This window comes from Stenotrophomonas sp. YAU14D1_LEIMI4_1, assembly GCF_003086815.1.
In the GTDB taxonomy this organism is placed as follows: domain Bacteria; phylum Pseudomonadota; class Gammaproteobacteria; order Xanthomonadales; family Xanthomonadaceae; genus Stenotrophomonas.
The window spans coordinates 2384714-2410289 of sequence record NZ_CP025997.1 but is presented as its reverse complement, the minus strand read 5'-3'; the positions used below and the strand labels follow the sequence as shown (position 1 = coordinate 2410289).

24 protein-coding genes are annotated in these 25576 nt (G+C 68.5%); 17 read left to right on the top strand and 7 right to left on the bottom strand.

Annotated features, from left to right (window positions below; all coding sequences use genetic code 11):
• Positions 1-11: 11 nt before the first annotated feature.
• The 4 genes from lldR to C1932_RS11190 all read left to right on the top strand — a co-directional run bounded on the left by lldR (position 12) and on the right by C1932_RS11190 (position 4621).
• A complete protein-coding gene (lldR, locus tag C1932_RS11205) occupies positions 12-776 on the top strand; it encodes a transcriptional regulator LldR (protein ID WP_108753335.1) in 765 nt (254 codons plus the stop codon).
• A gap of 18 nt (positions 777-794) precedes the next feature.
• Positions 795-1934, top strand: a complete 1140-nt coding sequence (lldD, locus tag C1932_RS11200) for an FMN-dependent L-lactate dehydrogenase LldD (protein WP_108762221.1) — start codon at positions 795-797, stop codon at positions 1932-1934.
• A complete protein-coding gene (gene dld, locus C1932_RS11195; protein ID WP_108762220.1) occupies positions 1931-3658 on the top strand; it encodes a D-lactate dehydrogenase in 1728 nt (575 codons plus the stop codon). The genes lldD and dld overlap by 4 nt, the downstream gene beginning before the upstream one ends.
• 75 nt (positions 3659-3733) lie before the next feature.
• Positions 3734-4621: a hypothetical protein gene (locus C1932_RS11190; protein ID WP_108763426.1), complete on the top strand. Its 888-nt coding sequence runs from the start codon at positions 3734-3736 to the stop codon at positions 4619-4621.
• A 356-nt stretch (positions 4622-4977) separates the two neighbouring features.
• Here the strand turns inward: C1932_RS11190 and C1932_RS11185 are convergent, their stop codons facing one another.
• A complete protein-coding gene (locus C1932_RS11185) occupies positions 4978-5274 on the bottom strand; it encodes an I78 family peptidase inhibitor (RefSeq protein ID WP_108762219.1) in 297 nt (98 codons plus the stop codon).
• 131 nt (positions 5275-5405) lie between these two features.
• On the opposite strand from C1932_RS11185, the gene C1932_RS11180 reads away from it, so the two are divergent.
• Both C1932_RS11180 and C1932_RS11175 read left to right on the top strand, forming a co-directional pair.
• On the top strand, positions 5406-6053 hold the full coding sequence (locus C1932_RS11180; RefSeq protein WP_234412110.1) for a decarboxylase: 648 nt from the start codon (positions 5406-5408) through the stop codon (positions 6051-6053).
• A gap of 50 nt (positions 6054-6103) precedes the next feature.
• Positions 6104-6880: a CDP-diacylglycerol diphosphatase gene (locus C1932_RS11175; protein WP_108762218.1), complete on the top strand. Its 777-nt coding sequence runs from the start codon at positions 6104-6106 to the stop codon at positions 6878-6880.
• On the opposite strand, the gene C1932_RS11170 is transcribed toward C1932_RS11175, so the two are convergent.
• Together C1932_RS11170 and C1932_RS11165 are read right to left on the bottom strand one after the other, a co-directional pair.
• Complete coding sequence (locus C1932_RS11170) at positions 6877-7488, bottom strand: GNAT family protein (RefSeq protein ID WP_108762217.1); 612 nt, start codon at positions 7486-7488, stop codon at positions 6877-6879. The genes C1932_RS11175 and C1932_RS11170 overlap by 4 nt on opposite strands.
• 74 nt (positions 7489-7562) lie before the next feature.
• A complete protein-coding gene (locus tag C1932_RS11165) occupies positions 7563-8204 on the bottom strand; it encodes a hypothetical protein (protein ID WP_108762216.1) in 642 nt (213 codons plus the stop codon).
• A gap of 171 nt (positions 8205-8375) precedes the next feature.
• Here C1932_RS11165 and C1932_RS11160 point away from each other — a divergent pair, with 171 nt between their 5' ends.
• Complete coding sequence (locus tag C1932_RS11160) at positions 8376-9536, top strand: amidohydrolase family protein (RefSeq protein WP_108762215.1); 1161 nt, start codon at positions 8376-8378, stop codon at positions 9534-9536.
• 609 nt (positions 9537-10145) lie between these two features.
• Here C1932_RS11160 and C1932_RS11150 read toward each other — a convergent pair.
• Complete coding sequence (locus tag C1932_RS11150) at positions 10146-11027, bottom strand: LysR substrate-binding domain-containing protein (protein WP_108762213.1); 882 nt, start codon at positions 11025-11027, stop codon at positions 10146-10148.
• A gap of 107 nt (positions 11028-11134) precedes the next feature.
• Between C1932_RS11150 and C1932_RS11145 the strand changes: the two genes are divergently transcribed.
• A complete protein-coding gene (locus C1932_RS11145; RefSeq protein ID WP_108762212.1) occupies positions 11135-11830 on the top strand; it encodes an ankyrin repeat domain-containing protein in 696 nt (231 codons plus the stop codon).
• A gap of 46 nt (positions 11831-11876) precedes the next feature.
• Entirely contained in the window at positions 11877-13334 is a 1458-nt protein-coding gene (locus tag C1932_RS11140; protein WP_108762211.1) for an amidohydrolase family protein, read from the top strand.
• A 219-nt stretch (positions 13335-13553) separates the two neighbouring features.
• On the opposite strand, the gene C1932_RS11135 is transcribed toward C1932_RS11140, so the two are convergent.
• Positions 13554-14204 (bottom strand): response regulator transcription factor, encoded by a 651-nt coding sequence (locus tag C1932_RS11135; protein WP_108762210.1) that lies wholly within the window; start codon positions 14202-14204, stop codon positions 13554-13556.
• Complete coding sequence (locus C1932_RS11130; protein ID WP_108762209.1) at positions 14197-17214, bottom strand: sensor histidine kinase; 3018 nt, start codon at positions 17212-17214, stop codon at positions 14197-14199. The genes C1932_RS11135 and C1932_RS11130 overlap by 8 nt, the downstream gene beginning before the upstream one ends.
• A gap of 104 nt (positions 17215-17318) precedes the next feature.
• Here C1932_RS11130 and C1932_RS11125 point away from each other — a divergent pair, with 104 nt between their 5' ends.
• From C1932_RS11125 to C1932_RS11095, 7 genes are all read left to right on the top strand, one after another.
• Positions 17319-17651: a hypothetical protein gene (locus C1932_RS11125; protein ID WP_108762208.1), complete on the top strand. Its 333-nt coding sequence runs from the start codon at positions 17319-17321 to the stop codon at positions 17649-17651.
• A gap of 78 nt (positions 17652-17729) precedes the next feature.
• A complete protein-coding gene (locus C1932_RS11120; RefSeq protein WP_108762207.1) occupies positions 17730-18170 on the top strand; it encodes an AraC family transcriptional regulator in 441 nt (146 codons plus the stop codon).
• A 2-nt stretch (positions 18171-18172) separates the two neighbouring features.
• Positions 18173-18835, top strand: coding sequence for a hydrolase (locus tag C1932_RS11115; RefSeq protein WP_108762206.1), 663 nt, complete (start codon positions 18173-18175; stop codon positions 18833-18835).
• A 2-nt stretch (positions 18836-18837) separates the two neighbouring features.
• Positions 18838-19263 (top strand): DoxX family membrane protein, encoded by a 426-nt coding sequence (locus C1932_RS11110; RefSeq protein WP_108762205.1) that lies wholly within the window; start codon positions 18838-18840, stop codon positions 19261-19263.
• 119 nt (positions 19264-19382) lie between these two features.
• Complete coding sequence (locus C1932_RS11105; protein WP_199912034.1) at positions 19383-21230, top strand: amidohydrolase; 1848 nt, start codon at positions 19383-19385, stop codon at positions 21228-21230.
• Complete coding sequence (locus tag C1932_RS11100; RefSeq protein WP_108762203.1) at positions 21209-22492, top strand: alginate export family protein; 1284 nt, start codon at positions 21209-21211, stop codon at positions 22490-22492. Before C1932_RS11105 ends, C1932_RS11100 begins: the two co-directional genes overlap by 22 nt.
• Positions 22486-24132, top strand: a complete 1647-nt coding sequence (locus C1932_RS11095; protein WP_108762202.1) for an MFS transporter — start codon at positions 22486-22488, stop codon at positions 24130-24132. The genes C1932_RS11100 and C1932_RS11095 overlap by 7 nt, the downstream gene beginning before the upstream one ends.
• A 69-nt stretch (positions 24133-24201) precedes the next feature.
• Here C1932_RS11095 and C1932_RS11090 read toward each other — a convergent pair whose 3' ends face one another.
• Positions 24202-25026, bottom strand: a complete 825-nt coding sequence (locus tag C1932_RS11090; protein WP_108749844.1) for an alpha/beta hydrolase — start codon at positions 25024-25026, stop codon at positions 24202-24204.
• 165 nt (positions 25027-25191) lie between these two features.
• On the opposite strand from C1932_RS11090, the gene C1932_RS11085 reads away from it, so the two are divergent.
• Positions 25192-25554, top strand: a complete 363-nt coding sequence (locus C1932_RS11085) for a hypothetical protein (protein WP_108762201.1) — start codon at positions 25192-25194, stop codon at positions 25552-25554.
• The last annotated feature ends 22 nt before the right edge of the window (positions 25555-25576 follow it).

Here is a 25576-nt window from a genome sequence, read left to right as displayed (position 1 = left end):
ACAATGGCGCCATGAGCATGCAACGGGTTTCGGACAAGGTGGCCGCGCAGCTGCGCGCGCTGGTGCAGGAACAGCAGCTGCAGCCGGGCGACCGGCTGCCGGCCGAGCGCGCCCTGGCGGTGCAGCTGGGGGTATCGCGCACGGCGCTGCGCGAGGCCATCGCGCAGCTGGCCAGCCAGGGCCTGCTGACCGCACGGGTGGGCGGCGGTACCTACGTGGCCGCACCGGCCGCACGCGCCCGGCAGGCGCTGGATGAACCGCTGGCGCCGTACCTGCCGCTGTTCCAGGGTGACCCGGAGTACCGCTTCGACGTGCTGGAAATCCGCCACGCACTGGAAGGCGCCACGGCCTGGCACGCCGCATTGCGCGCGACCGATGAGGACCGCACGCGCATCGCCGCCGCGTTCCAGACCATGATGGACGCGCACGGCAAGGATGACCCCGCCGGCGAAGCGCAGGCCGATGCCGCGTTCCATCTGTCCATTGCCGAGGCGTCGCACAACCTGGTGCTGCTGCAGGTGATGCGTGGCCTGTTCGAACTGCTGCAGACCAACATCTCGCAGAGCCGCGAGAAGCTGTACACCTCGGCCCGGACCTTCTCGCCGCTGTCTGACCAGCATCGGGAAATGATGGATGCGGTGCTGGCCGGCGACCCCGAGCGTGCGCGCGCGGCTGCGCATGCCCACCTTGAATTCGTGCACACCACCCTGCGCACGCTCGATGACAACGAAGCCCGGCGTGCACGGGCCTCGCGCCTGCCGTCCCCGCACGGCTGACTACTTCCGGTTGACCCCATGATCATTTCCGCCTCCACCGATTACCGTGCCGCAGCGCAACGCCGGCTGCCGCCGTTCCTGTTCCATTACATCGATGGCGGCGCGTATGCCGAGCACACGCTGAAGCGCAACGTTTCCGATCTGTCCGACATCGCGCTGCGCCAGCGCATCCTGCGCAACATGTCCGACCTGAGTCTGGAAACCGAGCTGTTCGGCGAGAAACTGGCGATGCCGGTGGCGCTGGCGCCGGTGGGCCTGACCGGCATGTATGCACGCCGTGGCGAAGTGCAGGCGGCACGCGCGGCCGACAGTCGCGGTATTCCGTTCACCCTGTCCACGGTGTCGGTGTGCCCGATCGAGGAAGTGGCACCGGCCATCCAGCGCCCGATGTGGTTCCAGTTGTACGTGCTGCGCGACCGTGGCTTCATGTGCAATGCGCTGGAGCGGGCGCAGGCTGCCGGCGTGACCACCCTGGTGTTCACCGTGGATATGCCGGTGCCCGGTGCGCGCTATCGTGACGCGCACTCGGGCATGAGCGGCCCCAATGCGCCGCTGCGTCGCATCGGCCAGGCCATCAGCCATCCGCGCTGGGCGTGGGATGTGGGCCTGTTCGGCCGCCCGCACGACCTGGGCAATATCTCCGCTTACCGCGGCCATCCGACCGGACTGGCGGATTACATCGGTTGGTTGGGCAGCAACTTCGATCCGTCCATTTCCTGGAAGGACCTGGAATGGATCCGCGAGTTCTGGAAGGGGCCGATGGTGATCAAGGGCATCCTCGACCCGGACGATGCGCGGGATGCAGTGAAGTTCGGTGCCGATGGCATCGTGGTCTCCAACCACGGCGGCCGCCAGCTCGATGGTGTGCTGTCCACCGCGCGGGCGCTGCCGGCCATTGCCGATGCGGTGCAGGGCGATCTGAAGATCCTGGCTGATTCGGGCATTCGCAATGGCCTGGACGTGGTGCGCATGCTGGCGCTGGGCGCCGACACGGTGTTGCTGGGGCGCGCCTTCGTCTACGCACTGGCAGCCCAGGGCGAGGCCGGCGTGGCCAACCTTCTGGACCTGATCGCCAAGGAAATGCGGGTGGCGATGACGTTGACCGGTGCGCGCCGCATTGCCGATATCGGCCGCGATTCGCTGGTGAGCCTGCCGTGAGCGGCGATGAGGCCGTGCTGCAGCAGCTGCGCCAGGCGGTCGGCCGTCGCCATGTACTGACCGGCGACAAGGCCACCCGCCGTTTCCGCCGCGGCTACCGTTTCGGTGAAGGCCCGGTGCTGGCAGTGGTGCGCCCCGGCACGCTGCTGGAACTGTGGCACGTGCTGCAGGCCGCCGTGCAGGGCGGCGCGGCGATCATCGTGCAGGCGGCCAACACCGGCCTGACGGGTGGATCGACGCCGGATGGCAATGACTATGGGCGCCCGATCGTGCTGGTCAGCACGCTGCGGATGACCGGCATCCAGCTGTTGAACGAAGGCCGCCAGGTACTGTGCCTGCCCGGTGCCACCCTGGACCGCCTTGAGCAGACGTTGGCGCCGCTGGGGCGCGAACCGCATTCGGTGATCGGTTCGTCCTGTATTGGTGCCTCGGTGCTGGGCGGGATCTGCAACAACTCCGGCGGCGCCCTGGTGCGCCGTGGCCCGGCCTACACCGAGCTGGCGCTGTATGCACAGGTCGATGCGCAGGGCCGGCTGCAACTGGTCAACCACCTGGGCATTGCCCTGGGCGATACGCCCGAGCAGATCCTGCAGCGCCTGCAGGACGGGCAGTACAGTGCGGCCGACGTGGGCGATGGCGATGGGCGCGCCGCGTCCGACCAGCGCTACAGCGACGACGTGCGCCAGGTCGATGCCGATACGCCGGCACGCTTCAATGCCGATCCTGGCCGCCATTTCGAGGCCGCCGGCTCTGCCGGCAAGCTGGCGGTCTTCGCCGTGCGCCTGGACACGTTCGAGAAAGAAGCGGCCGAAGTGTTCTACATCGGCAGCAACCGCACCGCCACGCTCACCGCCATCCGCCGTCAGCTGCTGACCGGCTTCGAGCGGTTGCCGATCGCAGGGGAGTACATCCACCGCGATGCGTATGACATCGGCGAACGTTATGGAAAGGACACCTTCCTGCTGATCGACCGCCTGGGCACCGCCCGCGTGCCGGCCGCATTCGCATTGAAGAGCCGCGTTGATGGGTGGTTCGAGCGCGTCGGGCTGCGCGGCGTGACCGACCGGGTGATGCAGGCGTTGACTGCGCTGCTGCCCTCGCACCTGCCGCCGCGCATGGGCGAGTTCCGCCAGCGCTTTGAGCATCATCTGCTGTTGAAGGTCTCCGCGCAGGATGGGGCCGAGACCGAGCGATGGCTGCGCGAGTGTTTCGCCAATCATGAGGGTGGTTTCTTCCGCTGCACGGCCGAAGAAGGGCGCAAGGCTTTCCTGCACCGGTTTGCCGTGGCCGGTGCCGCGGTGCGCTACCGCGAAGTGCATCGCGCGCAGGTGCAGGACATCGTGGCGCTCGATATCGCGCTGCGCCGGGATGATGCCGAGTGGTTCGAAACCCTGCCGGCGGATATCGACGGGCGGCTGCTGCACAAGCTCTATTACGGCCACTTCCTGTGCCACGTGTTCCATCAGGACTACATTGCGCGCAAGGGCGAAGACCCGATGGCGATCGAACATGCGATGTGGGCACTGCTGGACCAGCGCGGGGCGGAGTATCCGGCCGAGCACAACGTGGGCCATCTGTACCCGGCCAAGCCGGCGCTTGCGGCGTTTTACCGGTCGCTGGATCCGAGCAACACGTTCAACCCCGGCATCGGCCATACCTCGAAAGCGAAGGGGTGGGGCGGGTGTGATTGCCCAGCTTCGGCAGCGTCGAGCTTGCTCGACTGAACGAAGGCAGTCGAACAAGCTCGACTCTACTATCATGCGGGTTCGGCATGGATGCGCGGATGCGCAGGAGCGATGATGCACACCCCGATGTCACACGCGGCATTGGCCGCGCTGTTGCTGGCCAGCCCGGTACTGGCGCTGGCGCAGGGATCGATTCTTCCGCAGCAGAGCGATGCCGCTGGCAACGTGATGGAGCCCTTGGGCCAGGTGCTGCGCGTGGATGAACGCGGCGGACCGTCCGGCTTGTACGACTGTACCGGTGATGGCGTCTGGTGCGTGCGCGTGCTGCCCGCATCCGGTGACAGCGAGCGGCCGAGCGTGCTGGAAGTGCTGGAGACGGTGGCCGGCGAGGGCCAGCCGCAGGCGTACCACGTGAGCATCGACGTTCCGCCGGAGGGCGAGCTTTCGCTGTGGCCGTGGATCGTGCGGCTGGCGCCGGGCGTGGGCGCCGACCAGACGGTAGCCGATCCGCAGCAGCGTGCGCGGCAGAATGTGCTGGTGGGCGGCATCAGCAAGGTCACCACGATGTATTCCGGGGGCGGTACCGAGGCGTCACGCCTGCAGTTGGCACGCGTGCGGCACCTGGATGACCGCATCCAGATCGACGATGCAGTGCTGGGATCGGCGTGGACAGGCGAGGCGGAGATCCGGGCGTGCTTCGGCGAGCAGGACGTGAAGCGGCGCGCCGGGGCCTGCCATGACACCTATGGATTCTCGGCACGCCTTTCGCTGGATGCCGCTGCCACGGGCATGCCGGTGCTGCGTTACCAGACCGTGGCCACGCGTTTTCCGGCCGGTGTTTCGCGAAACGAAGATTCATTGGCCAGGGCGCCACTGACCAGGAAGGACCTGCGGACCGAGCAGGACCCGGCGTGCACCTATGCGCGCATGTTCCACTTCAGAGCGGGTGCATACCAGCCGGACCAGGCATTGCCCGATTGTTCGGGTTACACGGACCGGTAGAGTCGATCTTGCTCGACTGAACGAGATCAGTCGAGCAAGCTCGACGCTACGAAATGCCGGAGCCGGAGCAGTCGAGCAAGCTCGACTCTACGAAGGCGCCACTGACCAGGAAGGACCTGCGGACCGAGCAGGTCCCGGCGTGCACCTATGCGCGCGTGTTCCACTTCAGGGATGGTGCATACCAGCCGGACCAGGCATTGCCCGATTGTACGGGTTACACGGACCGGTAGAGTCGAGCTTGCTCGACGGAACGAAGGCAGTCGAGGTAGAGTCGAGCTTGCTCGACTGAACGAGAGCAGTCGAGCAAGGTCGACTCTACCCAAAGCCGGGGCGCGGGCCGTTGGGTGCGCGCGGGGTCATTCGCAGCGGGCGGCGGTGATGATGTTGTCCTTGTCCACGTATACGCGCAGGCGGTCGGGGCGGATGTCCTTGGTGGTGATCGTGTTCGGCCCGATCGGGTTGACCAGGCCGGCGCCGCTCTCGCGTGACAGGCGGCGCATGTTGGCTTCGTCGGCCGGCTGTCCGACGGCCCAGCCCAGGGTGCTGGCGTTGCATTGGCCGCTGCCGCTTACCTGCGGGCCGGGCGTGCTGACACAGGCCGACAGCAGCAGGGCCGAGGCGGGCAGCAGCAGGGACAGGCGGATGGCGGTCATGCGGGCGCTCCTGCGCAGGGGATTGGCTGCACCATAGCACCGCCGCCGTGCGGCCGGGAGCGGTGCGATCATTGCCGCTGGCGGCGCCACGCTGCATAGTGGCCGGTGTATCGACAGGCGTGTGATCGCAGATGAAGGCAGGCAGACTCCACCCGGCGCAGATCCTGGCAGGCGTGCTGTGCCTGTGCACGGCGGCGCTCGCCCAGGCGCAGGTCGACCCGGCCCCCGCGGCCGATGGCGCTCCGTTCGGCGCCTGGCGCAACCTGCAGACCGAGACCGGCTACGAGCCGGCGCAGCGCAACCTCGCCTTTGCCATGCTGCCGCAGGCGGCCACCCGCGGCGACCGGTTCGCGATCCTGGACCGTGAGGGCCGGCGCACGGTGTGCTGCCTGCAGGTGGCCAGCCCATCGCTGGGGGTCAATGCACTGCGCGAGCAGTACCACCTGCCTGCCGTATGGGTGGCCGATCTGAGCAATCTGCACAGCGCCGCTCGGCCGTATGTGCCGCATGTATATGCCATGCAGCGGGTGGACGAGCTGATCGACTACCGCTTCGCCGACGTGCCCGGCGCGTACAGCGATCTGGGTGGCCTGCTGCTGCCCGAAGGTGCCGCGGTGGATGCTGCGGGCACGACCGTGCGCTGGGGCCAGGCGCAGTACCAGCTGAAATTCCAGCGTCTGCCGCAGGCCGATGAGGAGGGCGCGCTGGACCGTTACACGCTGCAGTTGCTGCCTGCCGGTACGCCGCTGCAGGTCGAAGTGCCGTTCGGCACCTACTGAGGCGTTGCCGGCAGCCGGTAGAATGGCGGCCCGCCTGTACGGAACCCGCCGTGTTCACCCGTTCGTTGCTGCTGTTGTCCCTTGCCTGCGTGGCCGGCTGTGCCAGCACGCCGCCGCCGCCCGCCCACTCCGACGCGCTGTGGCGGGTCATCCAGCGTGACTGCCTGAGCGAGCAGGGTCCGCAGGGAAGCTGCCTGCAGGTGGAAACCGCCGCCGACCGGCGCGACGTGCTGGTGAAGGATACTCACGGCGATTACCAGTACCTGCTGATGCCGCTGGACAAGGTGAGCGGCATTGAAAGCCCGGCGCTGTACCGGCGCGGTGTGCCCAACTATTTCGCTGCCGCATGGCGGGCCCGCGTACACAGCGAACGGGCACTGGGCCAGGCCCTGCCGCGTGAAGTGGCCAGCCTGGCGCTGAATTCGCCGCACGGACGTTCGCAGCACCAGCTGCATATCCATGTGGACTGCCTGCGCGCCGATGTACTGCAGGCGCTGGACGCGCATGCCGCTGCGCTGGAAACCCGCTGGGCGCCGCTGCCTGTGCCCTTGCGCGGCCACCAGTACCAGGCGCGCCTGCTGCCCGGTGCCGAACTGACCGCCAATCCGCTGAACCTGCTGGCCCATGAGCTGAACGGCGTGGGCGATGTTGGCCAGTGGAGCCTGCTGGTGGCGGGCCGGCAGAACGTGCAGGGTACGCCCGGTTTCGTGCTGCTGGCGACCCGACTGGATCCGGCCAGCGGCAACGACGCCAGCGCCGAGGAACTGCAGGACCATGCGTGTTCGGTACTGACCGGCGCCGGCCAGGCGCTGGAGCGGGTGCGCTAGCCCAACTCGCCCTGTCGGCGGCGCCATTCCGGCGCGGTCAGGGCGTGCAGGTGGCGATCCTGCCAGTGCTGGCCGTCGAAGTGCTGGCCGCGCAGCACGCCCTCGTGCGCAAAGCCCGCTTCGGTCCAGGCCGATGCGATGGCCGCTGGGGTCCGTGCCGGCAGCAGGACGTACAGGCGGTGCAGGCCCACCTGTTCGAACAGGAACGGGCACAGCGCGTGCAGCGTGTCGCGCAGGCGCTCGGCACCGCGCCACGGGCCCTGGCAGAGCGGGTGCAGTTCGGCGCTGCGCGCCTGGGTGGACTGCAGGCGCACGCCCAGTTGATCCACCAGGCGACGGCTGCTGGCGTCGAACACGCCCAGCAGCAGTTGATCGTTGTCGAACTGCAGGCGTGAGCGCTGCACGCCGATCAGTAGTTGTACGTCGGCGTCCGGGCGGCAACTGAAGCCGTGCTGCGCGCGGCGTGTCACGCACAGGCCGAGCCACTCGTTCAGGTCATTGCGGTGCAGCGGGCGCACGATCACGCCGCCGTGGGCCAGGTGCAGCAGGTGCCGGCGCAGGACCGGGTGCAGTGCGGGAATGGGGGAGGGCAGGGGTTCGGTACACATGCATTCGACGGTGACCTGCCGGCCCGGCAGAAACCATCGAATACATTGCAAAACGCCTGCAGGCGTCCAGTACGCTAGGGCAACGCAGCGACGCCGTAGGATTCGATGACATAGCTGAAGGGCTGCTGCTCGCGGTCGCGCAGGAGTGCACGTACTTCCAGGATCACGCCCTGGTTGCCATCGCCACGTGGCGGCCAGAACGTCTGGTCGGCCAGGGTCTGGCGCTGGAACCCGAGCGGCCCGACCACGCGGCCGAAGGGCTCGTCGGTGCTGTCCAGCACCTGGTTCATCGCCGCGCTCAGGCGGGCAGGCAGGTACCAGTTGTCGGCCTCGGACAGCACACGGCTGCCGCAGACCAGCTGCACGCGACGGTAGTGCACGGCGCTGCCATCGGTTGCACCCAGCGCGAGCAGCACATCGGCCGGGGCAGCCTTGTCCTGGCCACGCACGCGTACCGCACGCACCCGCGCCTGCTCGGCCAGGCCGTGCTCGGCACACCAGCTTTCCAAGGTGGCGGTGGCGCTCTGGCCACTGAGCACCCGCTGATGCAGGCGTTCCACCAGCACGGCGGCGGCGATGCGCTGCTGGCCGGGGGGCGCGGGCGGCGGGGTGGTGGCCGCGGCATCGCTGGCGGTCAGGCTGGCGATCGGAGCGGCGGCCAACAGGGACGCGGCCTGCCAGCGGCGAAGACGATCGTGGCGGTCGGACGGGCCCATGCGGCATCTACAGCGGGAACAGAGCGCTATGTTACCTGTTCAGGGGTGTGTGCAGCGTGGCGACGAGACGGACGCATCGCTCTGGTGAATGTGTGGCATTGCCATATTTCGTTGGCCGATGGCAGCGAGTGGGCGCACGATGGGCCCCTTGTCTGGCCTGTGGAGTAACCCATGACCCTTCAGTTCGTTCATGGTGGCGTGGACCGCCACGGAGCGCCGCTGCACTTCCACATCCGTGACGGCCAGCTGCAGGCGATCAACGCAGCGGGCGGCGCGGCGGAAGGGGCGGAAAACGTCAATCTGGCCGGTTTCACCGTGCTCCCGGGGCTGGTCGATGGCCATATCCATCTGGACAAGAGCTTCGTCGGTGACCGCTGGCACCCGCACCAGCCGGTGGCCAGCCTGCGCGAGCGCCTGGCCGTGGAAAAGGCCGCCGTCTCCACGGCCGCGCCCATGGTCGAGCGTGCCGAGGCGCTGATCCGCCAATGCAGTGCCTTCGGCACCGTGGCCATGCGCTGCCATGTGGACATTGATGCCAGTGCCGGCCTGCAGCATCTGCAGGCGGTACGCGAGGCCGCCGAGCGTTGCGCGGACATCATGCAGATCCAGCTGGTGGCGTTTCCCCAGGCCGGGGTAATGTCCTGCCCGGGCACCGCCGAGGTGCTGCGGCAGGCCCTGGACGCTGGCGTGCAGGTGCTGGGCGGCATCGATCCGACCACGCTGGACGGTGATGCGGACGGACAGCTTGCCCTGTTGTTCGGCCTGGCCGAGCGCCAGGCCGTGCGCCTGGACATCCATCTGCATGAGCCGGGCGAAACCGGACTGGCGCAGTTGCTGCGGATTGCCGCGCGCACCCAGGCCGCTGGCCTGCAGGGCCGGGTGGCGGTCAGCCATGCCTACGCGCTGGGCGAAGTACCGCTGGCGCGTGCATTGCAGGTGGGCGAGGCGCTGGCCCGTGCGGGTGTGGCGATCATGAGCAACGCCCCGGGCGACCACCCGTTCCCGCCGTTGCGTGCGCTGCATGATGCCGGGGTGCGGGTGTTTGCCGGCAACGACAACATCCGCGATTGCTGGTGGCCGTACGGCAATGGTGATCTGCTGCAGCGGGCGATGCTGCTGGGGTACCGCTCGGGGTTCTACACCGATGCCGATCTGGATCTGGCACTGGACATGGTGACCACCCATGCCGCGCAGGCGATCGGGTTGCCGCAATACGGCATTGGCGAAGGGCTGCCGGCGACGTTCGTGGCAGTGCGCGCGGACCACGGCCCGGCGGCGGTGGCCGGCGTACCGGTGGAACGGCGCGTGGTCGTGCAGGGGCGGTGGTTGTAGTCGGCAGGGCTGCGCCCTGCACCCCTGTAGAGTCGAGCCGTGCTCGACTGAAGCAACGCCAAAAGCGGGTATTGCGTGGGGTGGCGGGGCGGTGTCGGAGTGCGGGGACGCCGCAAGTACGTCCGTGTAGGCTTGGCAGCCGCATCCATGCGGCTGACACCCCGCACTCCGACACCGCCCCACCTCTGACAGGTTCACTCGGCTGTTGGCAGGTGTCGACGATGCATTTCGAACTCGATTCGAAATTTTCGATTTCGGTTGTGATTCATCCACGCATGGCGTGGATCTACTGTCAGATACCGAAACAATTGTTGGTAGATCCACGCCGTGCGTGGATGCATGTGTTGGATATCAATTTCAATCGGGGGTCAGAGCCCGTTGCGCAGCAACGGGATCCGACCCCGTGCCGTTCCGGCAGATCGCGGGAAACTGTCGAAGGCGGGGCGGTGTCGGATTGCGGGGTGTCCGCGGCATGGATGCCGCGGCCAAGCCCCCATGGATGGGTTAACGGCGTCCCCGCAATCCGACACCCCCCCGCCATCCCACGGATAGCCCGCTGTTGACGTTGCTCCTACAGGGGGGGGCAGGGCGCAGCCCTGCAAAAGAGAACTACTCCGCTTCGCGCTGCACTTGGCGCCAGAGTTCGGCGGCCAGTGCGCGTACGGCTTCGTCTGCGTCGGGGCGGTGCAGCAACCCCAATTCGTAGTTGTCGATCACCGGAAGGCTGCGTTCCCCATCGATGATGCGATGTTCGCGGCCCACCGCGCGGCGCGGCAGCAGGCTGATGCCGATGCCATCGGCCACCGCGCCCTGGATGCCGCTGAGCGAGGAACTGGTGAACGCAATGCGCCAGCGCAGCCCCAGCGCCTCCACCGCCTGGATCATCTCGTCGCGGTACAGCCCGCGCGGCGGGAAGGTGACCAGCGGCAGCGGATCGTGCTGCAGGCTGCCGCTGCGCACACTGTCGATCCAGTGCATCGGCTCGCGCCGGCAGTGCACCGCCTGGCGGGTGTTGCGGCGCTGCTTCACCAGCACCAGGTCCAGCTCGCCATGGTCGAATCCATGGGCCAGGTCGCGGCTCAGGCCGCTGCTGATCTCCAGCTTCACCTGCGGGTGGCGGCGGCTGAAGGCTGCCAGCATGCGGGTGGTCTGCGGGTTGACGAAATCCTCGGGCACGCCGATACGTACCGCAGTTTCCACCGTGGCACCGGCCAGTGCCTGGGCCAGCTCCTCGTTCAGATCGAGCATGCGCCGTGCGTAACCCAGCAGGGTGTGGCCGGCGTCGGTGGGGTGCACATCGCGGTGGCCGCGTTCCAGCAGGCGGTGTCCAGCCAGTTCCTCCAGCCGCCGTACCTTCTGGCTTACGGTGGACTGGGTGGAGTGCAGGCGGGTGGCGGCGGTGGTGAAACTGCCACAGTCCGCCACCATCACCAGGGCCCGCAGCAGGTCCAGTTCGAACAAGGTTCTATTCGATTTGGCACTGTCAGCCATTTGAACATTTCACTTCTGGATGATTGCTGCGACTTCTACCATGCAGGAAAGGGTGCGGCAAGCGGGCCGCAGCGCCGCACCGGCCCCGCCGCAGAGGAGAAACGCAGATGCGCACCTATCGTTGCCGCCGCTGTCCCACGCTGGGTCGTCTGTTGCTGCTGTGCCTGCTGGCGATGCTGGCGTCGGCCTGCTCGGCCAGCACCGGCGCGGCCGATGTGCGCCTGCGCGAAGCCGCCGCCCGCGGTGACGCCGCGGCCGTACGGGTGGCGCTGGAGGGCGGTGCCCAGCTGGAAGCGCGCGACGCGCAGGGCCGTACGGCTCTGTTGCTGGCCACCCACGGCAACCGGCTGGCGGCGGCGCGTGTGCTGATCGACGCCGGTGCCGACGTCAATGCCAAGGATGCGATGCAGGACAGCGCCTACCTGTACGCCGGCGCGCGCGGGCTGAATGAGATTCTCGCGTTGACCCTGGCCCACGGTGCCGATCTGCGCAGTACCAACCGCTATGGCGGTACCGCGTTGATTCCGGCCGCCGACCGCGGCCACGTGGCCACGGTGCGCATGCTGCTGCGCGCCGGGGTGGCCGTGGACCACGTCAATCGCCTGCACTGGACCGCGCTGCTGGAGGCCATCCTGCTCGGGGATGGCGGCCCACGCCACGTGCAGATCGTGCAGTTGCTGCTGGAGGCCGGCGCCGATCCGCATCTGGCCGACGGCGATGGGGTGACGCCGTTGGCGCATGCCCGCCAGCGCGGCTACACCGCCATCGAGACCCTGCTGCGCCAGCATGGCGCGACCCGCTGATATCCCTTCCACCCCGCACGCCCGCGTGCCTACCAGGATGCCGTCCATGTTCCGTTGCTGCCCCTTGTCCCTTGCGATCCTTGTTGCCGTCGCGCCGCTGTCGGCGTCTGCGGCCGAACGTGCCGACCTGCTGATCCGCAACGCCACCGTGGTCGATGTCGAGCACGCGCGCAGCCTGCCCGGGCAGAGCGTGGTGATCCGTGGCGACGACATCGTGGCGGTGGGCTCGGACGCACAGCTGCGCAGCCAATGGCGCGCCAGCCGGCAGATTGATGCCGCCGGCAAGTACCTCATCCCGGGCCTGTGGGACATGCACGTACACTTCGGTGGCGGCCCGGCGCTGGTGGAGGAAAACAAGGCGCTGCTGCCGCTGTACATCGCCCACGGCATCACCACCATTCGCGATTGTTCGGGCGACCTGCCCGAACAGGTACTGCAGTGGCGCGGGCAGATTGCCGACGGCACCCTGTTCGGGCCGCGCCTGCTCAGTTCAGGGGCAAAGATTGAAGGCATCAAGCCGGTGTGGAAGGGCACCATCGAAGTCGGTGACAAGGCGCAGGTGGATCAGGCGATCACCCGGCTGCAGCGCGACAAGGTCGATTTCGTGAAGATCACCGACAGCACGCTGAAGCCGGAGTTGTTCCTGTACTCGGCCAGCGCCGCGCGCAACGCCGGTCTGAAGGCATCCGGCCATATTCCGATGGCACTGACCGTGGAGCAGGCGGTGGATGCCGGATTGGCGTCGATCGAGCACCTGGATTACGCCTTCAAGGCCGGCAGCAAGGATGAGGCGCAGATCGCCGCCGACTTCGGCGCCGGTCGCATCGACCGCGCCGAAGCCAACCGCCGCCTGGATGCCAGCTTCGACCGCGATACGGCAATGCACGCCTACCGCGACTTTGCCAAGCGCGGCGTATTCGTGACTCCGACCCTCAATGGTGGGCGCATCCTGGACTTCCTGGACCAGGATGACCATGCCAATGATCCCTACCTGGCCTACATCGGCCCCGGTCTGCGCGCGACCTACACCTGGCGCGTGGAGCGTGCGGCCAAGGCCAGCCCGGCGCAGATCGAGGCGCGCCATGCGCAGTACCACCAGGTGGCCGCGGTGCTGCCGATGCTGCAGGAAGCGGGGGTGACGATCATTGCCGGCACCGACGCAGGCTTCCTCAATTCGTACAACTTCCCCGGCATCGCCCTGCACCAGGAGCTGCAGTTGTTCGTGAAGGAAGGGCTGAGCGCACCGCAGGCGCTGTCGGCGGCCACCCGCTCCGGCCCGGCATGGTTCGGGCAGATGGATCGATACGGTGGCGTGGCCGCGGGCAAGGCTGCCGATCTGGTGCTGTTGACCGCCAACCCGCTGCAGGACATCGCGGCAACGCAGAAGATCGACAGCGTGATCCTGCGCGGGGATGTGTATGACCGCGCCGCGCTGGACAAGATGCTGGCCGATACCCGCGCCAAGGTGGCCGCGTGGAATGCGCAGTCGAGCTCGCGCGACTGAGCGGAACGCCATGAACGTAGAGTCGAGCTTGCTCGACTGAGCGGAACGCCATGAACGTAGAGTCGAGCTTGCTCGACTGAGCGGAACGCCATGAACGTAGAGTCGAGCTTGCTCGACTGAGTGGAAACCCGTTGAGCAAGCTCGACGCTACGGTAAGGCAGAGGCCGTCGAGCAAGCTCGACGCTACGGTGAGGCAGAAGCCGTCGAGCAAGCTCGACGTTACGGGTTGCCGTCGTCCAGGCTGATGATGCCGCGGCGCAGGGCCTGGGTGACCGCGTGAGTGCGGTCGCCCACGCCCAGCTTGTCCATCAGGCTCTTCATGTGCGCCTTCACTGTCTGTTCGGAGATCTGCATGCGCTCGCCGATGCGCTTGTTGGACAGGCCGCTGGCCACGTGGCGCAGTACTTCGGTTTCCCGCGGCGACAAGCGGTCTTCCACCACGTGCGCGGCGATGCTGGCGGCCACTTCGGCCGGAATGGCCGCGCGGCGGCCGTCAGCGACGGTGCGGATGGTATCCACCAGCTCGTGGCGCAGCATGTCCTTCAGCAGATAGGCACTGGCGCCGGCCTGCAGTGCGCGCACCGCACGCACGTCGCCGCGGTAAGTGGTCAGCACGATGATGCGCGCGCGCGGATCGAGCGCGCGGATCCGCACGATGGCTTCCACGCCATCCAGGCGTGGCATCTGCAGGTCCATCAGCACCACGTCGGGCTGCAGCTGCTGGTAGCGGGCAACGGCTTCCTCGCCGTCTGCGGCTTCGCCCAGCAGGCGAAGGTCGGCGTGCGCGCCCAGCAGGGCGGCCAGGCCATCGCGCAGCAGGGGGTGGTCATCGACCACCAGTACGCCGATGGGGGCGGGGGAATCAGTCATGGGTGGGGCGGCTCCAGGGCCAGCGCCAACGTGGCGCGCTTCGTTGGTACAGACGGCGGCCGGGCACGGCCAGCGCGACTTCGGTGCCCAGGCCAGGGCGGGTCCACAGCTGCAGCTCGGCACCCAGCCGCTGTGCACGCTCGCGCATGCCCTGCAGGCCCCAGTGGCCGTGGCTGGCGCCGGGGTCGGCAATGCCGATGCCATCGTCGCGCACGTGCAGCAGGAAGCTGCGTGGGCCGTAGGACAGCTCCACTTCGATGGCGCTGGCCTGGGCATGGCGCAAGGCGTTGCGGATGGCCTCGCGGCCGATCAGAAACACTTCCTCGGCGGCGTCGGTCTGCAGGGGCGGCGGGGTGCCTTCCACGGTCAGGCGCAGCGGATTGGTGCCTTCGCCGGCGTACTCGGCATGCACATCGGCCAGCGCCGTAGCCAGGTCGCGCCCACTGAACGGGCCGTCACGCAGCGCGTTCACCCGTTCGCGGCCCTCGGCCAGGTTGCGCTCGGCCAGTTGCATGGCCGATTCAAGCTGTGCGCGCACCGGCTCCGGGGTGCGTTCGGATTGGCTGATGGCATGCAGGCGCAGGATCAGCCCCTGGCTGCCCTGCAACAGGGTGTCGTGCAGGTCGCGGGCGATGCGCTCGCGCTCGCCGTGGCGTTCCTGCAGACGGGCGCGGAACAGCGCGGCCAGCTGGCCACTGCGCACGCGCACGGCCATGGCCAGCACCAGCAGCACCAGCAGCGCACACAGCAGCTTGAACCACACCGTCTGCACGAAGGTGGGGGCGATGCGGAAGCTGCGGCTGGCGGGCTCCTGGCTCCAGACGCCGTCCTCGTTGGCCGCTTCCACTTCGAAGCGGTAGCTGCCGGCGGCCAGGTTGGTGTAATAAGCGCGGGTGCTGCTGCCGGCATCCTGCCAGCTGTCATCCACCCCGGACAGACGGTAGCGATAGCGGTTGCGTTCGGGCCTTGCCAGTGACAACGCCACGAAATCGATCTGCAGCTGGGTGGTGCCGGCCGGCAGTTGCAGGCCTTCGGTCAGCGGCTGGTGCGTATCGCCATACAGCACATCGCCGATACGCACGCCCGGGGCCTGGGTATCGATATGGTTCCGGGTGGTGTCCAGCCAGGCCAGCCCCTGGTTGGTGGCCAGCCACAGCAGGCCGTCGGCGGCCAGCACCGCGGTGGGAATGGGGCCGCTCTGCAGGGCGATGCCCGGCATCCCATCCACCGCATCGAACAGGCGCGGGCTCAGCGGCGTGCCCTGCAGCAGCGCGCTGCGCAGGGTGGTTTCCTGCAGGCGTACCAGGCCGCGGCTGCCGTTCAACCAGACCCGGCCGCGGCCATCGACCACAATGCCGGTGATGCCCTCCAGCACGCCGGCCAGGTCAGTGCGCACGCTCATGAACCGGCCGTCGCCGATCCGTACCGACAGGCCCGACTCACCGCCAACCAGCAGCAGGTCACGGTGTTGCAGCAAGGCGGTGATCGGCCCCACGTCCAGCCCCTGCGCGGTGCCGTAGGTGGCTACGCCGCTGCTGTCCAAGCGGCGCACGCGCCCATCGGCATACCCCAGCAGAAGGCTGCCATCGCTGCCCTGGGCCAGGCTGGAGCAGGCACGCTCGGGCAGGCGCGGTTCGCGCAGCCAGTGCCCGGCCTGGTAATGCAGCACGGCCTGTTCGCCGGCACAGGTCCACGCATTGTCGTTGTCAGTGAACAGCAGGGCGTGGCTGGGCTGGCCGGTGAACGGGGCAGGCAGCGGAATGCGCGTGGTCTTCCCGGCTTCGGTACGGGCCAGGTTCACCCAGTCGAACTGCCACATCGGGCGCGCTTCCTGGCGCGCGGCGGCCTGCAGCTCTTTTGCGCTGCGGTCCAGCAGCTGTCGGCGCAGATCGTAGGGCTGCAGGTCTTCGCCATAGCCGTACACGCGGCCATCGTCGGTGCGCACCAGCGAGCGGTATGGGTCGGTCGGTCCGACGGCCAGGGTCTGCACGCTGCGTGCGCGGAAGCGGTTCAAACCCAGGTTGGTGCCCACCCAGATGTTGCCTTCGCGATCGAGCAACACCGGTACCGCCGACGTGGCGGTCAAACCTTCGGCGGTGTCGAAGCGCTCGATGCCGGTGGCGGTGTCGCCGTCGAAGCTGACCCGGGCCACACCACCGTGCGGGCTGAAGGTCGCCCACAGGTCGCCATTGGCGGTGAACTGCATGCGCGCGGCGAGCAGGCCGGGCAGGCGTCGCGCCTCGCGCTCGCTGGCCGGCAGCACGCCGTTGCGGTCAGCCAGCGGCAGGGTGCCGCGGTTGCGGTCGGCCAGCCACACTTCGCCACGCGGGCTCTCGGCCAGCGTGGACATCTGCGAGACGGCGATGCCAGTCGAGGTGAAGCGTGTGGCACCTGCCGGGCGCGACCACACCTGCAGGTCGGCCAGTACCCACAACGTGCCGTGGCTGTCCTGGAACACCCACTGCACGCGGCGGTCGGGCAGGCCGGTGCTGGCATCGGCCTGCCAGCGCTGCCCGTCGAACCAGCGCAGGCCGCCGTTCACTGCGGCCCACAGCCTGCCATTGCGATCGTGCTCGAAGCGCGGCACCACGCCCACGGGAACACCCTGGGCGCGGCCGTAGTTGTCCAGCCGCCCGGGCTGGCTGTGGCTGATGCCCGCCTGGAAATAACCGATCCACAGGCCCTGCTGCGCGTCGCGTGCCAGGGTGACCATGTTGGTCGAGGGGAAGCGCCGGCCCGCCGGTGGCGCCTGACGCTCGAAGCGGCGCCCGTCGAAGCGGTAGAGACCCGAGCCGGTGGCCAGCCACAGCAGGCCGTCGCGGTCCTGGGCGATATCCCATATATCGCCCGGTGCGCCCTGGCCCACGCGCCAGGCCGTGTGCTGGTAGCCGGGCATGCCGGTGCTGACCGGAGGCTGCTGCACGGCCAGCGCCATTGCCGGCAACGCCAGCGACAGGCAGCAGATCAGCCCCTGCAGGCACTGCAGGAAAGAGCGGGGAAGGGCGCGCATACCGTCATTCTGGCAGGTGCGGGGCAGCGCGGGGTGACCCGAACGGGGCAGGCGCGCGGCGCGTGGGTGCGCTACCACATCGGCATAGAGCAGGGAGGCCACCGATGCAACGCTTGTTCGTGATGTTCCCCGACCGCGCGCCGGGGATCGGCCTGCTGTGGCTGCGCCTGTGCCTGGCGGCGGCGCTGTGGCCGACGCAGGCGCCCGGCAGCGCGGTCTGGCTGGTCTGCGTGGCCGCACAGGCGCTGTTGCTGTTGGGCTGGCTGACCCCCCTGGCGGTGCCCTTGGCCCTGCTCGGGCTGTGGCTGCAGGCCGCGCCGTGGTTGCTGCTGGCACTGCCGGTGGCGCTGGTCCTGCTGGGCCCCGGGGCCTATTCAGTGGATGCACGCCAGTTCGGGCGGCGTGTGCTGGAGCGCGGGCCTCCCCCAAAAGGGTGAGTGGCACGCTGGACCGTCGGGGGTAGGGCGCGGCACGACCGCAGCGCACCATGAAGGCCCCCGTCGCGGTGCATTCGCATGGCCCTGCAAACCCCGCCTGCGTTCGCGGCAGACGCGCTTGCGCCGAATCAGTCGGCCGCACTGCAGCGCGCCCTGCGTTACATCGACGAGCACCTGTCGCAGCCGCTGCGGGTGACCGAGCTGGCCGAAGTGGCATGCGTCAGCCGCTTCCATCTGGTGCGCCTATTCCGTACTGGTACCGGTGCCAGCCCACTGCGCTATGTGCGGCGCCGGCGCATTGAGCGGGCCCGGCAACTGCTGCCCGACAGCACCGGTTCCATGTCCCACCTGGCCCAACACCTGGGCTTCTTCGACCAGAGCCATTTCGTGCGCAGTTTCCGCGCCGAGACCGGCTGCAGCCCCGGCCAGTACCTGGCCGGTGACGCCGCGCTGCGGCTGCCTGCCGAGCGCGCCTGCGGCCGCCTGACGCCCCCGCCTTCAACCACCCCTGGAGTCTGACCATGACCACCGCAACCGCAACCGCCACCCCCGCCAAGGGCCTGCTGTCGCCCACCGACCACGCCCTGGTGCTGATCGACTACCAATCGCAGATGGCCTTCGCCACGCACACCATCGACATCTCGGCCCTGCGCAACAACGTCTCGCTGATCAGCAAGGGCGCCAAGGGCTTCAACGTGCCGGTGGTGCTGACCACCGTGGCCGAGAAGTCGTTCTCCGGCCCGATGTTCCCGGAACTGCCGGAGATCTTCCCCGGCCAGACCGTGTTCGACCGCACCTCGATGAACACCTGGGAAGACCAGCCGGTGATCGATGAGATCAACCGCATCGGCAAGCGCCGCCTGGTGCTGGGTGGCCTGTGGACCAGCGTCTGCATCGTCGGCCCGACCCTGTCGGCGCTGGAGCAGGGCTTCGAGGTCTACGTGATCACCGACGCCTGTGGCGACGTGAGCGACGAAGCGCACGAGCGCGCCATCACCCGCATGGTGCAGGCCGGTGCCGTGCCGATCACCAGCGTGCAGTACCTGCTGGAACTGCAGCGCGACTGGGCGCGCGGCGAAACCTATGGCCTGACCACCGGCATCGCCCGCGACCACGCCGGTGGCTACGGCATCGGCATCCAGTACGCCAAGACCATGTTCGGCGCACAGGAAGGCGGTCACTGAGCATGATCGGCAGTCACGGCCTGGACCTGGCCTTGCTGATGCTGCGCGTGGCGGCAGGTGGATTCCTGCTGCCACACGCACTGGGCAAGCTGCTGGGCTGGTTCGGCGGCCCCGGCCTGGGTGGCTTTGCCGGCGAACTGCGCGGCTTCGGCCTGCCCTCGGCCGCGCCCCTGCCGTTGCTGCTGGCGCTGTTGCAGGTGCTGTCCGGCCTGGCCGTGCTGCTGGGCTGGCAGACCCGCGTGGCCGCGCTGGCGGCGGCCGCGTTCATTGGCTTCACCGCGCTGCTGGCCCTGCCCAAGGGCTGGTTCTGGATGCGCGGTGGGGTCGAATACCCGCTGATGTGGACCTTCGTCCTGCTGGCCATCGCCTGCGCCGGGCCCGGTGCCTGGGCGCTGGATGGCCCGCTGCTGCAGGGAGACCTTGCATGAATTCCGACCCCCACCATCCCGGCCGCCGCAACGTGCTGCTGGGTGCCGGCGCCGCGCTGGCGCTGGGCCTGGCCGGCACTGCCGCCGGCGCAATCGAATCACCCTCCAAGGAGCGCCGCATGAGCACCCTGGTCATCCGCAATGCCCGTATCACCACGCTGGACCCGCAACGCCCGCACGCGCAGGCACTGGCCGTGCAGGAAGGCCGCATCGTCGCCGTGGGCAGCGATGAGGAGATCATGCGCGGCTGGGGCAACGAGGCCACCATCCTGGATGCGCAGGGCCGTCGTCTGGTTCCCGGGTTGAATGACAGCCACACCCATCTGATCCGCGGTGGCCTGAACTACAACCTGGAGCTGCGCTGGGACGGCCTGCGTTCGCTGGCCGACGCCATGGCCATGCTGAAGGCGCAGGTCGACCGCACGCCGGCGCCGCAATGGGTGCGCGTGGTCGGCGGCTTCACCGCCAGCCAGTTCACCGAAAAGCGCCTGCCGACCCTGCAGGAACTCAATGACATCGCGCCAGACACGCCGGTGTTCCTGCTGCACCTGTACGACCGCGCGCTGTTGAACCGTGCGGCGCTGCGTGCCTGCGGCTACACCAAGGACACCCCGGACCCGCCGGGCGGGCAGATCGTGCGCGATTCGCTGGGCAACCCGACCGGCCTGCTGCTGGCCAAGCCTAACGCGCTCATCCTGTATGCCACGCTGGCCAAGGGCCCGCGCCTGCCGGTGGAATACCAGGCCAATTCCACCCGCCACTTCATGCGCGAACTGAACCGCCTGGGCATTACCTCGGTGATCGACGCCGGCGGCGGGTTCCAGAACTACCCCGAGGATTACCAGGTCATCGAGCAGCTGCATCGCGATGAGCAGCTGACGGTGCGTATCGCCTACAACCTGTTCACCCAGAACAAGGGCAACGAGGTGAACGATTTCCGCGGCTGGAGCGAGATCCTGCAGCCGCGCCAGGGCGATGACCTGCTGCGCCACAACGGTGCCGGCGAAATGCTGGTGTTCTCGGCGGCCGATTTCGAGCTGTTCAACGAGCCGCGCCCGGAACTGCCGCCGGAGCTGGAGCCGGAGCTGCACGACGTGGTCAAGCTGCTGGTGGAAAAGCGTTGGCCTTTCCGCATCCACGCCACCTACGATGAAAGCATCACCCGCATCCTGGACGTGTACGAACAGGTGAACCGCGAGGTGCCGTTCGATGGCCTGCACTGGTTCATCGACCACGCCGAAACCATCACCCCGCGCAACATCGAGCGTATCCGTGCGCTGGGCGGCGGCATTGCCGTGCAGCACCGCATGGCTTACCAGGGCGAAGCCTTCGTGCAGCGCTATGGCGTGCAGGCTGCACGCCACACCCCACCGGTCAGGCGCATGCTGGCCGAAGGCGTACCGGTGGGCGCCGGTACCGATGCCACGCGCGTGGCCAGCTACAACCCGTGGGTGGCGCTGTCGTGGCTGGTGACCGGGCGCACCGTGGGTGGGCTGGCGCTGTACGGCGACGAGAACCTGCTGGAACGCGAACAGGCCCTGCGCCTGTGGACCCAGGGCAGTGCGTGGTTCTCTGGCGACGAAGCGGTGAAGGGCACGCTGAAGGAAGGCCAGCTGGCTGATTTCATCGTGCTGTCGGCCGACTTCTTCCGCGTGGACGATGGGCAGATCGCCGATATCACCAGCCTGCTGACCGTGGTCGGCGGCCGCATCGTGCATGCCGACGGCGACTACGCCGGGCTGGCCCCGCAGTTGCCGCCGGCCATGCCGGACTGGTCGCCGGTGAACACGTTCGGCGGCTACCACGTGGGTGGCGCGGCCACCGGACTGGCCGCGGCCCACCACCATCACCACGGGGCCGCATGTGGCACCCACGGTGCGCATGGCCACGCCGCCCACCACGCCGCACCGACCGATGATCTGACTGCGTTCTGGGGCGCCATGGGGTGCTCGTGCTTCGCGTTCTGACGTTGGCTGCGTTGGCCGCGCCGTCGCTGGCGCTGGCCTGCGACGGCGGTGCCTGCACGGCAGTGGGCGATGGCCAGCTGCAGTGGGATGCCTCGGTGCGCGTGCGTGGGCTGTACTACGACCCCACGCGCTTCGGCGTGGGCGGCGGTGAGGATGGCTACGGCCTGCTGCGCGCGCTGGCCGCGGCCACCTACCGCCGGGATGACTGGGAAGCGAAGCTGCAGCTGGGCGTGCACGCCGAGGACGGCAAGGCTGGCGGCCCCGGCCGCACCGATCGCAGCGCGCTGGATGTGCAGCAGGCGTACTGGCGCTGGCAGGGCGAAGGCTGGCACGTGCAGCTGGGCCGGCAGGAAGCCGGCTACGGCAGCTCGCGGCTGCTGTCCGTGCGCGATGGCCCGAACATCCGCTTGGCCTTCGATGGTGCGCGCGTTGGCTGGAACGGACGATTGGGACAGCTGGACCTGATGGCGCTGCGCCCGGTGGAAAACCGCCCCGGTGCATTCGACGACCGCGGCGAATACGGTGCCCACCTGTGGGGCGCCTATGCCACCACTGCGCGTGGGCACGGTGCCGGGCAGTGGGATGTCTACCTGCTGGACTACCGCCGCGACGGCGCGCGCTTCGCCGCCGGCACGGGCGTGGAGCGGCGACAGACCGTGGGCACGCGCTGGTTTGGCCAGGCCGGCGGGCTGGACTGGAACACCGAACTGGTGGCCCAGGGCGGTGAGCTGCGCACGGCCGGCGCAGATCTTGATATCCGTGCGTGGACCCTCGCCACCGATACCGGCTGGCGCTGGCCCGCGCTGCCACTGCAGCCGCGGCTGGGCCTGAAGGCCGACATCGCCAGTGGCGATGGCAACCTGCATGACGGCCGGCTGGGCACGTTCAACGCGCTGTTCCCCAAATCGGCGTACTTCAGCGAGGCCAGCCTGTTGGCGCCGGCGAACCTGATGGACGTGCAGCCCACGCTGTCGCTGCGGCTGGATCCGAAGGTCACCACCGAACTGGGCGTGCAGATGGCCTGGAAGCATCGCAGCGCCGATGCGGTCTACACCACCCCCGCGCCGCTGTCGGCGCTGCCCGGCAGTGCCGGTGGCGCGCGCCGCATCGGCACCCAATACAAATCCGAAACCCGCTGGCAAGCCAGCGAACACTGGCAATGGCAGCTGCAGCTGGCCTGGGTCGATGCCGGTCCTGCACTGAAGCAGGCCGGCGGCCAGGACACCCTGTTCGCCTCGATCGTTGGAGCATGGCAATGGTGAACGCAACCGCGTCACAACCTTCCCCCCAGGCCGCAGGTGCCTGGTCCCCGCTGAAAGTCAGCATGTTCCGGGCCCTGTGGCTGGCGATCCTGGCCAGCAACATCGGCACCTGGGTGAACGACGTCGCCGCGGCCTGGGTCATGGCCGAGCGCACCGGCTCGCCGCTGATGGTGGCCCTGGTGCAGTCGGCCACCACGGTGCCGATCGTGCTGCTGGCGCTGGCCGCCGGTACCCTGGCCGACATTGTCGACCGCCGGAAATACCTGTTGTTCACCCAGGGCTGGATGCTGCTGGTGGCGGCGGTGATGGCCACGCTGACCGCGTTCGACCTGCTGACCCCCAACCTGCTGGTGCTGCTGACCTTCTGCATGGGCTGTGGTGCGGCCATGGCCATGCCGGCGCAGGCCGCAATCGTCTCTGAACTGGTGCCGCAGCCGATGCTGGCCTCGGCGGTGGCGCTGAATTCGATCGGCATCAACATCGCCCGTTCGATCGGCCCGGCCATCGGCGGCGTGATCGTGGCGCAGCTGGGTGCGGTGTGGGCCTTCGGCTTCAATGCCATCACCTTCGCCGCCATGCTGTTCGTGGTCTGGGGCTGGAAGCGCGACCCGAAGGCATCGAGCCTGCCGCCGGAGGGCTTCGGCGCGGGCCTGAAGGCCGGTCTGCGCTATGCCAGCCGTGCCGGTCGCCTGCAGGCGGTGCTGATCAAGTCGGTGGGTTTCTTCTTCTTCGCCGCCGCGATGAACGCGATGCTGCCGGTGGTGGTGCGTGGGCAGATGCATGGCGGGGCAGGGCAGTACGGCATCCTGCTGGGCTGCATTGGCATCGGTGCAGTGGGCGGTGCGCTGCTGCTGCCGAAACTGCGCGCCAAACTCGATCGCGACCTGCTGGTGCTGCTGGCGACGCTGGCGCTGGCGTGCAGCCTGGTCGGCCTGGCGCTGACCCGCAGCTGGTACGTGCTGCCGGTGGTGATGCTGGTCAATGGCTTCGCCTGGATCACCGTGCTGTCCTCGCTGCAGATCGCGGCGCAGACGGCGGTGCCGGCATGGGTGCGTGCACGTGCGCTGGCGCTGTACATCATGGTGTTCTCGGCGGGCATGGCGGCCGGTGGCCTGAGCTGGGGCGCGCTGGCCCAGCGCACTTCGCCGGAACTGGCCCTGCTGGTGGCGGCCGTGGGCGCGGTGGTGGGCGGCCTGCTGGTCTGGCGCGTGCGCATTGCCGGTACCGAAGAACTGAACCTGCGCCCGGCCGGGCATTGGCCGGCACCGGAGCTGGCAGTGCCGGTGTCGCATGATCGCGGCCCGGTGCTGGTGACGGTGGAATACCGCATTGAAGCCGGCGACCGCGCGCTGTTCCAGGCACAGATGCGCGCGCTGGGCACGATCCGCCGCCGCGACGGTGCGGTGGTGTGGGGCGTGGTGGAAGACGTGGCGACGCCTGGCGTGCACCTGGAGTATTTCGTGACCCCGTCGTGGCTGGAGCATCTGCGCCAGCATGAGCGCATTACCGCCGACGACAAGGCGATCCAGGAAACGCTGCGCGGCCTGCACCGTGGCGAGCGTGCGCCGATCGTGCGGCACTTCGTGGGTGGGCAGGATCCGTTGCCGGCCAACGTGCCGCACCATCACAGCGATATCTGAGAGCGGTCGCCGGGCATGGCCCGGCGCTACCGTGCAGGGGCGGCGGCGGCTGGGCGCCGCCGCGATGGATCACTTGCGTGCGAACGCCAGCAGGTCGGCGTTGAACTGGTCGGCATGGGTCACGGTCAGGCCGTGCGGCGCGCCCGCGTACACCTTCAGCTCGGCATCCTTGATGATCTGCGAGGACAGCTTGGCCGAGGCATCGAACGGCACGATCTGGTCATCGTCGCCATGCACCACCAGCGCCGGCACATCGATCTTCTGCAGATCGGCGGTGTAATCCACTTCCGAGAACTCGTGGATGCAGTCGTACTGACCCTTCACCCCGCCCAGCATGCCCTGCTGCCAGAACGAATCGCGCATGCCCTGGGTAACGGCATTGCCGTCGCGGTTGGCGCCGAAGAACGGCGTGGTCAGGTCCTTGAAGAACTGCGAGCGGTCACCGGCGGTACCCTTGCGGATACCGTCGAACACCTCCAGCGGGGTGCCGGCCGGGTTGCTGGCGGTCTTCAGCATCAGCGGCGGCACCGCGCCGACCAGCACCACCTTGGCCACGCGCTTGCTGCCATGGCGGCCAACGTAGTGCGCCACTTCGCCACCACCGGTGGAATGGCCGACCAGGATGGCGTCGTGCAGGTCCAGCGCTTCGATCACCGCGGCCAGGTCGTCGGCGTAGGTGTCCATGTTGTTGCCGTCCCAGGTCTGGCTGGAACGGCCGTGGCTGCGGCGGTCATGGGCGATCACGCGGTAACCGTTCTGACCCATGAACAGCATCTGCGGGTCCCAGGCGTCGGACGACAGCGGCCAGCCGTGGGCGAACACGACGGGCTGGCCGGTGCCCCAGTCCTTGTAGAAGATGCGGGCGCCGTCTTTGACGGTAACGAAGTTGCTCATCTTTGATTCCTTTGGCGGAAGGTGGAAGGCACCGGTCGCGGCGACCGGTGTAAGCGCAGTACAGCGCAGCCTGTTCCGCCGGCATTGCACGGCTGTGGCAAGAAGTCGCATTGGCCTCTGGCGGCACACTGGTTTGCGCGGAACCATGCCGGCAAGGAGGGCGTAATGAGTCGAGTGGTGGCAGGCGCGGTGCTCGCGCTGTTGTTGGCCGTGCCGGTGCAGGCACAGACCAACGTCTATAAATGCGTTGATGGCCCGCACGCGGTCTATCAGCAGACCCCGTGCCAGGGCCAAGCGGAATGGAAGTGGCAGGTTCCGGCGGACACGTCACCGGCCAGGCCCACCGTGCCGGCGGCCGCCGCTCGGCCGCGCAAGCGGCGCGCAGGAGCGGCACGGGCGGTGCTGATTCCCATCGAGCGCGATCCGGCCGGCTGCAGCCGTGCGCGCCAGCGGCGGGCGGATGCGCTGCGACCGGACTATCTGCAGCAGCGGCAGCTGGACGACGCCGTGCGTGCGGCCTGCCGTTGAGCGGACATGAAAACGGCACCCG